The 16798-nt window shown below is 30.8% G+C and carries 10 protein-coding genes and 1 pseudogene; 4 read left to right on the top strand and 7 right to left on the bottom strand.

The window, feature by feature from the left end; translation table 11 throughout:
• Positions 1-300 precede the first annotated feature (300 nt).
• Positions 301-2001, bottom strand: coding sequence for a hypothetical protein (locus tag NSQ08_RS29475; RefSeq protein WP_340780609.1), 1701 nt, complete (start codon positions 1999-2001; stop codon positions 301-303).
• Between the two features lie 1123 nt (positions 2002-3124).
• Between NSQ08_RS29475 and NSQ08_RS29470 the strand changes: the two genes are divergently transcribed.
• Positions 3125-4804 (top strand): helix-turn-helix domain-containing protein, encoded by a 1680-nt coding sequence (locus NSQ08_RS29470; protein WP_340780608.1) that lies wholly within the window; start codon positions 3125-3127, stop codon positions 4802-4804.
• A 759-nt stretch (positions 4805-5563) separates the two neighbouring features.
• Positions 5564-6148: a YrrS family protein gene (locus NSQ08_RS29465; RefSeq protein WP_340780607.1), complete on the top strand. Its 585-nt coding sequence runs from the start codon at positions 5564-5566 to the stop codon at positions 6146-6148.
• 140 nt (positions 6149-6288) lie between these two features.
• On the opposite strand, the gene NSQ08_RS29460 is transcribed toward NSQ08_RS29465, so the two are convergent.
• From NSQ08_RS29460 to NSQ08_RS29440, 5 genes and pseudogenes are all read right to left on the bottom strand, one after another.
• A complete protein-coding gene (locus NSQ08_RS29460) occupies positions 6289-6735 on the bottom strand; it encodes a hypothetical protein (protein WP_340780606.1) in 447 nt (148 codons plus the stop codon).
• A 1-nt stretch (position 6736) separates the two neighbouring features.
• The gene (locus NSQ08_RS29455; protein WP_340780605.1) at positions 6737-7924 is read right to left on the bottom strand and encodes a ParM/StbA family protein; all 1188 of its coding nucleotides are present in this window, start codon (positions 7922-7924) and stop codon (positions 6737-6739) included.
• Between the two features lie 911 nt (positions 7925-8835).
• Positions 8836-9019 (bottom strand): annotated as a pseudogene (locus tag NSQ08_RS29450) (hypothetical protein); the annotation flags it as partial.
• 2045 nt (positions 9020-11064) lie between these two features.
• On the bottom strand, positions 11065-11619 hold the full coding sequence (locus NSQ08_RS29445) for a MerR family transcriptional regulator (protein WP_340780604.1): 555 nt from the start codon (positions 11617-11619) through the stop codon (positions 11065-11067).
• A 1278-nt stretch (positions 11620-12897) separates the two neighbouring features.
• Positions 12898-13866 (bottom strand): Replicase RepFR55, encoded by a 969-nt coding sequence (locus NSQ08_RS29440; protein ID WP_340780603.1) that lies wholly within the window; start codon positions 13864-13866, stop codon positions 12898-12900.
• A gap of 438 nt (positions 13867-14304) precedes the next feature.
• Here NSQ08_RS29440 and NSQ08_RS29435 point away from each other — a divergent pair, with 438 nt between their 5' ends.
• Positions 14305-15435 (top strand): AimR family lysis-lysogeny pheromone receptor, encoded by a 1131-nt coding sequence (locus NSQ08_RS29435; RefSeq protein ID WP_340780601.1) that lies wholly within the window; start codon positions 14305-14307, stop codon positions 15433-15435.
• Between the two features lie 508 nt (positions 15436-15943).
• On the opposite strand, the gene NSQ08_RS29430 is transcribed toward NSQ08_RS29435, so the two are convergent.
• Entirely contained in the window at positions 15944-16327 is a 384-nt protein-coding gene (locus tag NSQ08_RS29430; protein ID WP_340780600.1) for a helix-turn-helix domain-containing protein, read from the bottom strand.
• 131 nt (positions 16328-16458) lie between these two features.
• On the opposite strand from NSQ08_RS29430, the gene NSQ08_RS29425 reads away from it, so the two are divergent.
• Positions 16459-16668 carry a helix-turn-helix domain-containing protein gene (locus tag NSQ08_RS29425; protein WP_340780599.1) on the top strand — a complete coding sequence of 70 codons (210 nt, stop codon included), beginning with the start codon at positions 16459-16461 and terminating at the stop codon, positions 16666-16668.
• The last annotated feature ends 130 nt before the right edge of the window (positions 16669-16798 follow it).

Here is a 16798-nt window from a genome sequence, read left to right as displayed (position 1 = left end):
CTAAATTATTCACATTATGTGCTATTTATCTACTTATCCACGAAATTTAATTTTTTTCTTATGATTTCTTGTAGATATTTGAATGTATTTAGACAGCTCATAACGTGTTTATATGAAAGTATGTGTGGAAATTTAGATAGGTACCATACTATTTTTGTATATGATTGCATAAAAAAAGACTCTATTATGAATAGAATCGAGTAAAGTTACTTATTGTGAAAAATGAGTAAAAGTCTTTTAAAGAAACGTATCAACACGAATAGCCCTCTATCTTGAATTTTTTCAAAAATAGAGAGCTGATTAGTTTGTTTTCATTGCTGTTAGTACTTGCTCAGCTGTTGTTACTGGGACACCAGCGCGTATTAACTGTTCAAAGGCACGCATAAATGTAATTAAATTGAAGCTATCTGGTACTTCAATAACGCGAAGCTTTTCTTTTGGTAATCTATCTATCTTTTCAATGAACAATTCACGAACATCACTTGGAATAAAGCGATCTTTATGTCCTCTTGCTTTTAAGAGTTCACGTATTTCTATTTCTAAAGCCATATAAGCGTTTAGGTTTGTACCTTGTTCATAGGCATACTTTCTAAACAACGTTTCTTCTTGATACTTTAGATAGTTGCGGTGATACGATTCCTCTGTAACAGGTACAGCAAATTTGTAGTTTAGTAATTCATACGTTTTGCGGAACAGCTTTTTGATGTTTCGAAGAGAGTACATAGAGAAATGCAATCCGAAATCAAATACAGCTTGTTCTTTTTGTTCTTTTGGAACATGTTGTGTAATAAGAGGATAAATACCTTCTTTAGCCGCTGTATCAAGAATTTGATATTGTGATGTTTGATTTAATAATTTTTTCAGTGTATATACTAACTTGCTTGGATATTCTTCATTACGATCTATCATGTCACGTAAGCTATGAATTACGCTTCGAATTTGTCGATGGCATGTATATTTAAGTACAGCAATAAATTTATTCATGTCTTGTGTAAACTCACCAATATTCATCTCTTGTAGCACGGATTCGATAAAACGAGCTTTACGAGCATAAGTAAGCTTTGGTGTGAATGGATCGCGATACTGTACTTCGCCTGTTTCTTTTGTACATAAGAAATCCGTATGTAAGGATAGATATAGAGTTGTATATCTTTTTTTATTCTTAGTCCCTTTTTGTAATTTACAAATTTTGAATAGTGGAGTCCCTGTACATGGTAATGCAGTCGTTAATTCTGTTATAACTGCGCGTATTTGATGTGGGTATTTTTTATGTAAAAAGCGGTACATCCCACCAAAATGAGTTCTATTCCCTCTTTCATCTTGTTTGTCTAAGGAACGTTTTAGTGTAGTTTCACTGTGCTGTTGCATAGCAATATCTAAGAATAGCTTCTTAGCTGCAACTGATAACTCAAAGAAAGCTTTCGTAAACACCACTGGGCTAATATAAACATATGCATTGGCCTTTTCAGTTTCTTCATTCATAAAATGAGTTAATTTAATTGTATATCGGCCATCTAATTCATTTTCAATCGTAATAATGTTATGTAGGTTTAATTTTTTTAATGAAATATAAAATTGAGAGTGCTGTATGTAAGCAAATTCTTCTTTATATAGTTTGTAATCTTCCCACATCATATGTATTGTTACATTTGGAATGACTCCATTCGTGTAACATTTTTTGTGTAAATATAAGAAGACTTCCAAATCTGCGTTTGTAATGCCATATAATTTATGCTTTCTTCCCATTGTTTCCGAAATAGCAGATAGTGTACGACGTGAAAAAGATGGTTTAGCCTGTGCTACGAAGCCATCCACATCGGCAATACGCTCCTCATATGTCATATGATCAACAATATCCTCAAGGTATGTATCTTTATAGCTGTAGTATTTCTCTTCGAAAGTTTCAACAAGTTTTTGCCAAGACTTCAGTGTTACTAAAACTGCATTTGTAGATTGTCCATTTAGACTACGTTGATTACGAATAATAAATGATTTTCCCATCTTTTTCACCTCCTACCTATAAATTCAGAAATAAATGCCAAAACAATATAAAATATACCAGTTTTAATTATACCAAATCGGAATTTGCTGAAATACGTCCCTTTAAGAGGAAAAATGAAAAGATGAAACGTCCTTTAATCCCTTGTGTATCAAGGGGTTTCAGGATTTGTGTATTTTTTTTTATGGACATGATATAGCTATGAATTTTCATATTGGTAGAAAAGATGAAAAATAGAAAAAAAGCCTTGTAAACATGATTAAATCAACGGTTATATCGATTTTTTTAAAAATAAAAGGGACATCATATAGCTATGGATTTTCATGTTTATAGTTGTGAGATAAACAGATAAAACCCTTTAAATAGTGATGTTAATGGGTTTTATCTGTAATTTTATAGTTTCAAAAGGAACATGAAGTGGCTAGATAAGTTTTCATGTTTGGTTAAAAAAAGGGACATCATACAGCTATGGATTTTCATGTTGCATAAATACGTGAAAATAAGGTTATAAACGCGTAAAGCCTTAAGATGAAAAGGTTTATGGGATTTTCATCTAAAAAAAAAGGGACATCATATAGCTATAAATTTTCATAACTAATAATATAGCGTAATAGAAAAGCTTATATATCAAGCTTTAAGCACTTTTATAAAAAAATTTCGAGTTAGTAAAAAGAGTTACATAATGTCATTTTTGTTTCATGTTTTGATGGAAAGGGGAATGATATGACTATAAATTTTCATTTTTGATGAATTTGGGGTATTCGAAGTAAAATGTATATTTTCATTTTTACATTTTGGGTTTTACTTCTCTTTTAAATATAAGAGCAACTTAGGGAGATAAATATGAATAATAGTACTGAAAATCTAATAGAAAAAGAGTTAATGAATGAAAGATAGGTTATTGTATAATTGCTATTTGGATTTTACAAATCGATTGAGTCTTGTATAATCAGTTACAGAGTGGACTATGAGTATGCAAAATAGAGGCCTTAACATGTTAACAGCGAAACGAAAGAATGAATATTCTGACTTTATTTCTAGTTTTATAAAAAGGAACATCATATAGCTAATTATTTTCAAATTAAGATCAATAATAACTAAATGTGTGTAAGGAGCCGAATTTATATGGAAGACGTTCTACAATTGTTTAGAGATGCACTATCAATAACAGAACAACTGTATAAACAAGATGAGCAATTGTGGCATAAATGGGTTTCCTATTATGTTGAGGTTGAAGCAGATCAAAGTAAAATTGTGACTTCAAAATACCTTTCTCCATCATTTTCAATGCTTGTACAGTGGCTAGAACAACAACAAAGAAAAGGTATTTCTTCTCTAGATATATTTAAAAATATAGATGATTACAGATTAATCATTCATGAGACAATAGGTGTCTTTATTGAACAAGAGTTTCGTAAAAATCAGACACCTAGTACTATAATGGATACAGCAACAAGTAAATCAGATGCAAACATATTGAATGAAAACTATTTAGAAGTAAATAACTCTGCTGTCTATTATAAGTTAAGAGATGGAATAGCTAAAAATCAATTTGAAGAAGATGAAAACACACGGTTAAAGTCATATCCCATTGAAACAAAGGATAGTAATGGAGTGGCCCAGCTGTCCTCTCATAAAGATGAAGATCTAAGGTTAACGAATATTGAAGAGACAGCAAGATGGAATACATTAGTAGATGGCGTAATGAGTAATATGGATGATTTAACTGCAGATTGTTTAGATACCATCACAATTCAATGGTTGAATGAAGCAAAATCGCCGGATGAATTTATTGATTTTTCATATGAACAAGTTTTAGAAATGTGCAGTATTTCAAAGGCTAAGGCAAATGGTGTCGAATATTATAGGGTAGAAGATAAAATTAAGGTAGCGAAGCGGATTGCAGCCCTAGCGAGTATTTTTATATATCTAAATGATGAAAATGAAGTAGTCGTATTAAATGATCGCGCTGAAACAGGTAAGCATTATGAAGTAAAACGCGAGGTAATTAAAAGACTATTTGTATTAGATTCCGTAGTTCTATGGAGAGATAAAAATACAAACGAATACATGGGGATAGAATCGTGCCGAATCAAACCGGGAAGTTTCTTATCCGGATATCTATATGGATCTAATAGTACTACCGCACTATTATCAAAGAAGGCACTTGAATATAATAGTTATAGACACAAATATCATAAAAGATTAATTCGGTATTTGACATGGCAATGGAGAATCCGTCAAATGTTTTCTAGCTTACAAAGACCTTATTCTATAGGTGGAGATAAAGGTTTGTTAGCAGTTGTGGGTATAAACCAGAAACAAAAACCTAATCGTATCCGCGAACAATTAGAAAATGTTCTTAGTGATTTAGAAAAAGAAGAAGTAATTTCTCATTGGGAATATCATAATGGTTTAGAAGAAGAAAAACTGACAAAGAAGAATTGGTTTAAAAACTATTATTCACAGTTAGGAATAGTAATATTACCACCAAAAGAATTAATTAGTTCAATGGAAAACTTAGCGAAAAAGAAAACAATTGATACAATACATGAGGAAAATCATCGAATAAAAATTGTAGAAAAACCATTAGATACGAATGAAAATGAACAACTAATCAGGGAGAAAATAGAGTTGATTCATATGAAAAAAAATATAACTATGCGAGAACTTTCAATAGAGATAGGTATATCACAGCCTACTCTTTCTAGATTCTATAATAAAAAAACAAAACGTCTCTCTGGTACTGCGAGAAGCAAATTAAATCAATGGTATAAACGACAGTTAATTATTGATAAGATGTAAGTTGAAAATTAAAGTCTAAAAAAAGAGTCCTATTTCTAGGACTCTTTTTTTTAGAGTATTTACATACTAATTCCCCCACTTCAGACAGTCCGTTAGGACGTTAAGTGGCGGGTAGTTCACGATGGATTTATAGCGTCATTCTCTTTATCCCCTCGAACTCGGTGTGAGCACACTCGACCTCGTCAAACGTTACAAAACTAAGAAAGTGTGGATGAACATAGAAACGAAGGTGGAGGCAGGTGCACCAAATGAAACCGTTCCCCGTGAAGAATTCGTGCAAATCGTAGCCCGCCAGGTTCGCGAGGTCAGGATGCTCGACTAATAGTCCGGAGTTCTTGTAGCCTGGACAACCTAGGGTATTTTCATTGTTGGGTGGTATTGACATCGTCGACTTTTGGGGCGATTTTGTGGGAGCAACCCACTCATCCGGCGTAGACGCTATCTCCCCCGTACATGGTTTCCCCTACCACAGAACGGAAAAATTACCGACGAGAACTACGAGCCCGACGTGACGAAACAAATGCTAGGACATGCATGAAGATATGTACATATTCATTATTGAAGCTATTAATAATAAAAAGTATTATAGAAAAGCGCAATTTATAATTCAAGTAATTAGGACTATTTATTCGGAGTAAATTAAATATTCAGAAATAACACTATTATCTGAAAAAAGAGGTGAAATTAATAGAAACAGTACATATTTAATGGTATGGATCGTATAGTTTAAATGATTTTTATAAACACGGAGGTTTGAAAATGGGACAAGGAAGCAGGTTTCAAGAAAAACAACAAAATCGTCGTCAAAAGGGAATTTTTAATATCGCATTTAGTTTAGTATTAGTGACAGTTGGTCTAGTGACATATCAGTTGTTTTTCATTTCTGATACATCAAAGAAAGCAATTGCTCAAGAAAAGAAAGCAACAAAGATAGAAGAGAAGAAAAGTGAAGATAAAGAAGTAGCAAAGTTAGAAGAGAAACAAAAAGTAGAAGAATCAGTAAAAACGAACGGAAATGAAAATAAAGAGGGAGAAAAAACGATACCTCAAGAAAAAGGTTCTCAAACCAATTCTTCTTGGAAGCCAATTGGTACAGAGCAAGGAGCAAAACCTGCAATGAAATTTGAAGAAGGAACAGTAGATTGGAATGAGATGAAAAAAGCAATTTCTTATGCTGTTGATGTTCCAGAGAGCCAATTGATTTTTGAATTCATTGGAAATAATGGTAATAATAAAGCCTACGGTAATGTACGAGATAAGCAAAGTAATAAAAAATATAAGGTTGATATTGATTGGGTAGAGAATCAGGGATGGAAACCTGCATCTGTTCAAGTGGTAAAATAAATGAGAGAAATGTAAACGTTCCCCTCTCTCGTTATGAGGGACTAAGCTATTAAGATAAACCTGGTTCTATATGATGTTTGACGTAAATGCTCAAAAAAGAGTCCGTATCACTCAGGACTCTTTTTGTTATGTTGACAGCATTAATTACCAAATAAACTTGCTGTATCAAGATCTTCATATTCATCATTCAAAACGTTTGTTTCAGATTTAGAAACATCTTCTTTTTTTACATCTTTATTATCGGATTGCTCTTCAGAAGTCTCAATTTTCTCATTAGGAGATTTTCTTTCATTATGGATGGTATGGATGCTTGAGTCTTCATTTTCGATAATGAGATTTGAATCATTTAATATGACCCGTTTAATCTCATTTAGAAAATCTTTATCTTGAAGCAAGATTTCTCTTTGCATTTGTTGTTGAATCTTATAATCCCCAACATCTTGTAAGCCATGTTTATCAATAAAGTAACAGACAAGTTTATATAATGAATCTGCTATATTTCCTTGAGATTCAAACCATTTAAAGAATTCCTCGTTCTCAATTTTTTTGAGATTCCAAAAGAAAGATTCTCTTTTCTTGTCAGACATATTATCTCACCTTTTTTCGAGTAAGAATTTTCTTGATAACTTGCATCCCTCTAGCATTCATATCTACAGCATATTTTTCTGGAATCCATAATAAGTACATACCCACTCGCTCACAGTACTCTAATAATTGGTCATATAATTCATCTTTAAAAGTAACACTTCCCCCACCATATACACATAAAATTTCAGCTTCACTAGCTGTATTACTTACATATTTTTCACCTGTATCTTCTAAGATAAGTTCAGCCTGTTCCACTTTTGTGATATTAAAGTACCCAGTTGCTTCTTCATGATATTTATGGTCTGGATCTTGAAGGATTTGTGAGAATTGTTGGCGTTTAATGTTTGTTCCACGCTCTTGGTTTAATAGCTTAACAGCTTCTTCTGTAGCATGCCCAACTCCACGTCTTTCTCCACTACAAGCATCAATTACTGGATTTACGCCAACTGTGTATATATACTCAGTTGTTCCATCTCCAATGTCACTATGCAAGATTTTTTTGTTCTTAAAGAATGATTTTTTTACAGTCTCTACCTCAAGTTTGTCTTTATATAGTTTAATAAAATCACTAAACATATCTTCTTCGCCTTCAAGGATTGCATATAAAGGAGGAACACCTTCTTGAGTAATGTTTGCACTGTTAAATGCTAAGCTGACCGTTACTTGTTCGTCCCCTACATAAACAACTACAACATGATTTGAATTAGTAAAACGTTGCTCTAGGTGCTTAGCATTTACAGGTGTCCATTGGCTTGCTGGAATAGCTGAAATAAGATCAACAGTCACATTAATTGATTGTGGTAGTTGTTCAGTTCTTTCCCACTCAAGCTGAACTGATTTATTTGCAATTAGTCCTAGCATATTAATTAACGGTAAATCATCATTATATTTTTGGCCTACTTTAATGTTCATGTTTTTTGGGTTCTTCCCTGTTAGCATTGCTCGATTACCAATAAAATACATCCCGGATCTTCTAATTGATTTACTAGCAATATTTACAAACATGTTGTCTACTAAATTGATTACATTTTTTTGAGTGTTTGTTTCAGTTACATTGGGCATTGAGTAAACGCTTTGATATACGTTTTTCATTTTTATGTATTCACCATTGATGTAACCTTTAAAAGAATCGTTTCCAATATCGCCTTCAATGTCTATATGAAGATTATTCCCTTTTAAATCTGTCATTATACATCACCTCTATAATTTTTATTTCTTATTTATATTCATTAACTATATTATAACTTAAAATCAGAATGAAATCAAGGGTTTGAAAGGAATTGATATCAATAAAATATAAAATAGATATATTTTGGATATAATTAAAATATTCATAGGATTAATGTTATTTTATGAGTTGGTGTGTTAGGGATTCTATTCCAATGAAATATATAATAGATATTTATTTTATATTTCATTTCAGTGTATTGGATAGATTTACTTTTTTAAAGTTAATAGTATGTTTGGTACTTCATTTGTATAAGTCCTGGAGAAGTTTTCTATATTCGTTGATAGGATTCCTTTAAGGTATATTTAGAAATTAAAGTTAGACTTAAAAGTTTAAATTGTAATATTCTTAAGAGAATTTGATGTTTTAGAGGGTGTATCCGAATCCCCTAACAGCACAAACGTTATCGAAGTGTTATTTTAGTGTTTAACATTACATGAACGCTATCCGTTTTCATAGCGATTATCCCTTTAATATCAACGTTTATAAGTTTTTTGAGAGGGATGCGAATGATACAAACGATCTACTTATTCTATATTTGTAATAAATAAACATACTTTAAGGAACATCCCAAGAACCAATCTATAAATTAATATATCTATAACGACATATCAATGAAACCTGGAGAATATAGATCTGTGCTATAGCGACACATAAATTAGTTGCTAATATTAAAATTGCATCATTATGTCTAAATCGTATCGTTATATAGGACTAAGATATTCATTGCACACTTATTGAACGCTATGCGTTCATGAGTCGTTATATCCATTAATATACGGTGCTAAGATATCTTTGCTTCGGGTGTATAATGTAACTTTGTTATGATATATTTTTAATTAAGAGCATACGTTGTCATAGCGTTCTTGAACTACTCACCACTTAATGTTCTTACGGACTGTTTGAAGCGGGAGATTCCTACGATTAAGAGACGAATAGCTTCGTTTCTAAGATTTAGGTCCTGCGTTAACATCTTTATCGTGAAATGGGATACAAGAAGAGCAATCCCACTCACGAAGTTTTAGATTTTTAACGTCCTTATTTTGGTAACCACAACTTGCTTCCCGTATCAGTTTGCCTTTTTAGTTGGGTGAGCTCTGCAGAGCAAGAATTATAAGTTAATCCTTTTCCTGTTTCTTTGTAGGTGTCATTTCATAGAGCAAGTAAACTAATTTAGGGCGTTTTGCTTTCTTTGATCCATGTATATAATGTGAGTTCACAGTTTACATAATAAAGTTTGGTATTGCTCTCTAGGTCTAGAGTAATAACTGATAGGCCGCTTAAGTTGTAGTGTTCAGAGAGTAATAATGAAAGCATCGATTAGAGTGAGTATTTTGTATATGATCCAACTCAATTATTTAAGTTGAAATTCATTTTTAGCAAATAAAGTAGTTGGATTTGAAAGTTTAATACTTTCAAGAGAATTTGATGTTTTAGAGAATGTATCTGAATTCCCTACCGTATAAACGTTATCGAAGTGTTATTTTAGTGTTTAACATTACGTGAACGCTATCCGTTTTTGTAGCGACTATCCTTTTAATATCAACGTTTATGAGTTTTTTGAGAGAAATGCGACTGATACTAAGGTAGTTTATAAAGTTTGATAAAAGATGTACAAGTTGATGATCAAGAAGGCTTTGTTTGTGAAATTTAGGAGGACATTATTTTGACCTTGTAGTTTTATTTAAATGATACAAATGAGTTTATCATTCAATATTTGTAATAAATAAGCATAATTTAAGGAACATCCCGAGAATTAATCTACAAATTAATATAGTTATGACGGCATATCAATGAAGTCTGGATAAGATAGATCTGAGCTATAACTACATATATATTAGTTGCTAAAATTAAAGCTGGATCATTATATATAAGGTTAAAAGATTCATTGCAACATATACTGAACGCTATAATAACGATCAGTACTTAATGACAACCAAATTTTAATATAGTAAACGCTCTTCAACATATCTTAGCTCTTTGTAAAACTAGTGTTACAAAGAGCTATCTTAATAATAAAATATAGAAGATAATCTTTTAAGTATTAAATATATAATTTCATTACAACAAGATTAAAAAAATATAGTATGAGTGCTTGCAAAGCGTTAAATTCATGCTTTGCAAAACGTGAACGCTATGCGTTCATAAGCTATTAAATCCATTACCATAAGTTGTTAAGATATCCTTGCTTGGGTTGTATAATGTAAATTTATTAATAGCGTTCATAAAGCTCAATTATTTAGCGATAATGAAAGCTTTAATTAGTAACATTATTGTATGCTAATCGAATGTCGCACTTAATATGGAAGACACGACCTGGTAAAAATATTAAAGAAGACTTGCAAAAACATGGAGTTTCCTATGAAGATTTATTAAAATGTTGGGAAATTATAGAACCTAGTCAATCTTCCCTAAAAATCGATAAAAGAATTTGCTGATTTCTGCAAAGTATGATGAATATGTTGATATTAACGATACTGAGAATATTTGGAATTCACAGGAAAGGCAAAAGAGATATGTATATAATTGTGATCACGCTGAAATTTCCTTAAAACGCAATAAAATTGCAACCGATACTTCAAATTTCATACAAGATCGAATTAAAATTTGAGTTGAGGAACAACTATATAGAATTTAAGTATATACACACTGGAATTTAGCATGAACGCTAGGCGTTCATGGCGCGTTCGGCCTTTTAATATCAAGGGATTAAGATGTTTTTGATTCGTTTGAATTTAGAAAAGTATTTTGGATAAGGATGATAAAAGACAGGAATTCTTGAGGTTTTTTCAATTAATAATATTATAAATTAAATCACTTTACCTTCTCTTCAATGTACAAAGACGGTATGTATGAAGCTAAGTAAAAATGTATAGCTATATGAACGTTTGATGAGTGTTAGTTAGATGTATATTATAAAAAAATGTTTTACTTTCAAAGTTAAATGGCTATTAAAAAAAGATATAAGAGGAACTCCTTTTGAAAAATGTACACTCAGCATTGTGAAGATGAGTTAAAAAAATAAAAAAAGCGGTAATTACCGCTTTTTTTATTTTTTTACTAATTCGGATATGTATTTGATAGAAAATGCATATCCGAATTAGTTTCGATTGAACAAACGTTGAATGAACGTTTTCTTAGTGTTATCTTGTTGCTCTTGGCGATCTTCATTTAACAATTGAATTGTTTTATCCAGTTTTTCTTGTAGTAACTGAATTTGTAAATCTTTTTCTTCCTTTTCTGAGCGTTCCTGTAATAGTAAATTAATAATATCTTGGTTTTGTTGTACAATTTTTTCTTGTTGGTTAAACATATAGGAAAACTTATCTTGAATTATTGAAATATCCGTTTGTGAACGTTGCTGAAGTGTTACTTCAGTATCAGGTTCTTCTTGAACGCTATCCGTTTTTTTGGCGTTTTCTTCGACTATATCCATGCTTCGTGTAGCGGCCTCTTCTAATTTCCAGTTTTGATTTAGGTATTCCTTCATTTGTTTTAAAATATCTATATCATTTTCATAATAAATTCGTTGGTTACGTTCATTTCTTTCAAATATGTACTCCATTTTTTCTAGTTCAATTGACCATCTACGAAGTGTATTAGTGTTAATATCTAGTTGCTTTGCTACTTCTTGTGCAAAATATCCATATTCCAAACTTCACACCTCCATTATTTGTGTGTTAGATATTCTTTCTTTATTAGGAGGATCATTCCTCTAAAAATAGAAATCTTTATAGGGCTACAAGGTAAGATTTTTAATTACTTTCAAAAGGTTTCCTGTGCAGATACTTGTGTATTAGATTAGTCTATGTATCTAGTATTGAGGTTAATTAAATTATAAACGCTATCCGTTTTCATAACGTTCACCTTTGAAAACAAGAAAATATTTATTAGATTATACAATAATTAAAGAATTACTTGAAATTTTATTATTAGAAGTTTGTTTCCAATATAAGAATTTTACTAGATATATGTGCAAGAATCAAAGCTTTCATTAATAGAATTAGTATCTAGTTAATATTCTTTTAATTTAAAATACATGAAAAGTTAATAAGGAAATCTATTTGAATGCTATCCGTTTACGTAGCGTTTTACTAGTGAATAATAATTCTCGATTTAAAAGGTACGTATTATTTAAATCTTGAATAATTATTTTGAGTTTCTTATATATAACAATTATAAGTCCTTTATTGAGGGTCAAAAGGGATAATTCTAGATATTACTAGTAATATTCCTGGCTCCTAAAACGGCTTAATCTTCGCCAAGAATGGCTTATGGGGGTGTCTTAGACTTTTACAAAATCTGCCGGGCATTAGAGGTGTTTAGTCTTAGATCGAAATGATTTTACAAATCCCTATTTAGGAGTTCACATTTATTAGTATGGACCATCTTTTCAGAATGCATTCAATTGCTAATGATATTAGAAGTGGGGGAAGAAGGGGAGCATATTAATGTGCTTAATTTGAAACAAATAGAATTTCATCAGATTTTAGGGAAGCCAATAATAGGAATCTACATAATTATTTATATGTTTTGCAAGTTTAATCGGATTCCCTAAAATTAGACAATACAGAAAGATTTTCAGAATGCTATATTAAATAAATCTTGTTTTAATAAGTATAACCAATAAAAACATTAGAATAAATTATGATGCCTTTAAACATACTCTGGCAAGGTATTCAGGATTTTCTCTTAGTAAATTTCAAATTAAATTTGATAGTAAATGACGAATTATCCATAAATAAATTACGGTTAATCGTATACGTAAATTGTACGGGACTTCATAGAAAGATTCTATAAAATGATTTGTATTTTGAAGTTTCTTGTGTCGAAAAATAACAAGTTTATGACCTTTTATAAGAGGATATGACAAATAGCCTTGCTATATTTGATTTTTTTAAGCAAGGCTACATACTAGTATAATTTTTAAAATTTAATTATTCTCTTCTAAGAAATTATAGAAAAGAAATTTTCTTTTTTTATTTGTACCATGTAGGGAATTCTTTTCTATTGCGTTATGATTTCTTCGTTCCCAATTTTGTTTTGATTTTTGTCCAAACATTTTTATAAAATGTGCGGGATTACTATTTTGAGCTTCATTGTATTGGAACCATTGCACACATTCTTCAAAATCCCATCTAGCATAGCGGTCGATATAAGGTGGCATCCTTAAAGCAATTGTGTATGCATCCTTTTCACTAAGATGATTTAGTTCTTGACTTAAAATGTAGTAGTAAGCCTTTCTCTGATCCTCACTTAAATATTCTTCTAAATCTTGTAATCTGTTATTCTTTTCTTTTAATTCACAATCCGTATTTGATTTCGCTTGTTTGTTTGCGCTGAAAATATCTACAGAATTAGACGAGACTGGTATATCATTCTTTATATCTTTGTGATTGGCTACAACAGTTTTCTTAAAGAGTTTTTTACTTAGAAAATCAGTGAAAGTAGAGCACACATCAATTGCTACAGCCCATTTTATCTTGAAGTATTCAATAATTTTTAAATAGTTGTTATGTATGGATAAAATGTAAATTGAAGGGGCAATCTTACCATGTCTTCGTACTTTAATTTGTTGGCATACTCCCAGATCTTGCAGCCATGTTAACACGTAGTTAATGAGAGGTTTTGAAATACCTGATTTTTTGCTGATATGATCTTGCTTTACTTGGGAATATCCTTCTTGTACTAGGTATGATAAAACTGTTTCTAAAGCTTCATACTTACGTTTGGTGAGGTAATCCTTTGTAGTAACACCCTCATATTCTAGGACAACATTATCAATATAAGTAATAACTTTCTTAATTGATTGATTAATAGCCCCAGTTTTCTTTGATAAGTGATTGATGTGGGGACTTAGTTCCGCTTTTGCTCGACTGAGCAAAAAGTTGTGCAATAACACAGAAAAAACCTCCTATATTTCCCACCGCAAATAAACAGGAAAAACAGGGGTTTTATATTCACATTGTATATGCATTATGATATAATTTTAATATCAAGTATGATATTATAGAAAAACACATATATTTATAGTGTGAATTAAAACCCTATCTTAGGAGTTTTTAATTGGTTCCGGTCGCCAAACTAGAAGCCAATTAAAAACTGGACGGTGGGGTTTTATTTTTTGTTTTCTAAAAAACTTTCGTGCATAGATAAGTTATTTGTATTTTACAATTGTATGTGAATAATATCAACACCCTAAGTTCATATTTTTTGCAATTAATAAACGGAAAATTCTGTTAATATTTGAGCAAACACTTGTTTTTGGGTAATGTGGTATAATTTTCTTGATTATATGTACGTTTCTGAATGTTCGTGAAAAAAGACGAGGTGAAAATACATGAAGAAATTAGCCAAAGAAATTGATGATTATTTATCATCTAAAAATAGGACATATACTGATCTTTCAAAAGAAATTGGGGTTGCTAAATCTACAATTTCTAATTGGATTAATAAGGACAAAGAAATATCTGTATATACTTTTTCGAAAATTGCTTATGTCATTTTTGCATATGATAAAGATAAACAAGAACAAAAAATAATTGATTATTTAGGTACGTTAGACGATAGATTAAACATAAATGTGAAGGTTGCATTTGCACTTGCTCATTTGAACGATCACATAGTATTAATGGAATATCTCTCTAAAATATGTGAAGAGAGCAAGGATTTAGAAATGAGACGGTTTGCAGATATTTTTAATTTATATATCGACCGCTTGAAAGGGGGAAATGTCAGAAAAGTGTACTTGGATGTCCAAAAAGCTAGAAATTCAAATGCGGATGTAGAAATTTTTTGTGATATTCTGAGTATGTTAATTCTTTGTGATTTAGGGGATTTTGGACTAATGGAAGGTTATAAGTCGAGAGTTGAGAATAATATAATGGATGATAAATTAGTAACCAATATTTATTTAAAGAGTTTATACGGATTTTGGGTAAAAGAACTATGGAGTTATTCAATATTAAGGAAAAATAATTCTTTACAATTTGTAAGAGAAAATGGAGAATTAAGAACACATAAGGATATAAATTTCTTCCCTGTCATGGAAGCTTTGTTGAATATTAGGAGTGGAGAAAACCTCATGTTTTCTGATTATAAGAAATCTTTGTATTTCTTTCAAGAAGCGTTAAATGTATTGAAGGGTGCTAAAGGTAGTTTGAAATACAATATAGCTCTAAATGATATTAACTTCATTAGAATCTTTTGGTGGAAAGATTTAAATAAAATAGATTTTGATAAATTACATCCGGCTGAGTATGCTTTATTTTTAATCAAAAAAGGAAAATATCAACAAGCAATAAATATACTAGAAGAAATTAGATTAAAAAAGAACATGTTAACGCCACTTCAAACATGTTATCTAGGAATGGCTAAAAAAGATATACATTTAATTGAGCAATCTATAGATATGTTTAAAGCAAATAATGATTTTTTGTACGTGAAATTTGCTGAAGTAATATATAACTAATATTCGGAAATTATAATATAGTTGTCAAGGGATGGTGAGGAAATGGTGAAAAAGTTATACGTATTAATAGTAGCCGCTATACTGTTATTACCCGTAGTGAATAGTTCACTAGGTAAAATGGAAACACAACAGTACTCCCAACAAGCTAAAGATTCTGGGAAACAGTATAAGCTTTATAGAATGATGGTTGATCCTGGTGGAGGTGGATGATTTTTCTGTTTATTATTAAACTTTATATTTTTACAAAAGACATCGTTTTGAACGGTGTCTTTTGTGATTTTATAAACTGTTTTATAAATATCTACATGTGGAATTATGAAACTTTTGTGTTACTTTTCACAATGTAAAAATAAAAAATGGAGGGGCAGCAATGGGGAGAATAGGATTAAGTGTAAATGAAATAGTAGAGATTGTAAAAACGATTGATTTACAAACTTTTAGTGAAATTATGGAGTTATGTGCGAGTTACGAACAAGAGGAATAGGAGAGCCTCTGGAATGAGGTTCTCCTATTCTTCTTGTTCAACTTGCTTTTTTAATTGGCTAGCATATTTTAATAATTCTTCTTCAATACGAGGTTTATGTTTATCTGGTACACTCATGTATCGTTCATAGAGTAGTCTGGCTAAACGTTCAACTGGATCTTCGCCTCTAATACTTTTTAAGAGGTCTTCATCCGGAATTTCATTTTTTAATAAAGAAGGGACACTGACATTTAAATAATTAGCAATTTCCTCTAATTTATTTAAGCGTGGTGTTTTTTCTCCAGTTTCCCAGCTAGATACAGTTCTATATGTAGCATTTAAATCTTCAGCCATTTCTTTTCGGCTTACTCCTTTTATAGCTCTTAATTTTTTTATGTTTTTCCCTACAATATTTTCATCGATTGTCATTTTAATTATCACTCCAATTTCGCATAGTAAGATAGTTTTTGGAAAATACACTAAAAGTGTGTTAAATATGAACTTTAAGTGTTGACTTTAGGCTCAAAGACGAATAAACTGTAAATAAGGGGGTGAGACATTTGACAGTTTTAAGAGAATTTCGTGAATTAAAAGGTTATACAATTAATGAGGTTTCCAAAGGTTCAAAAATCCCAGTTAGCACTTTATATGATGTTGAATCGGGTAGAAAAGGTTTAATTTCTAGTCGGGCAAAAAGTATTTCGGATTTTTTTGGAGAACCAGTTGAAAACCTTTTTTTTGCAACATATTATCGAGCAAAGTTGGAATGAATTATTTTCATAAAAAATAATTATACATTTATATTGTAAATGAACAATCTATAAAAGGTACAATTTTGTAGTTATTTTTTTGAAAAATAAAGTCCGAATATTCAATTTTAACATCTGATCTTTGAAAACT

Origin of the sequence: Bacillus sp. FSL E2-8887, from assembly GCF_038007205.1 — a bacterium.
Classification (GTDB): Bacteria; Bacillota; Bacilli; order Bacillales; family Bacillaceae_G; genus Bacillus_A; species Bacillus_A mycoides.
This window is presented reverse-complemented; position numbering and strand designations above follow the sequence as displayed.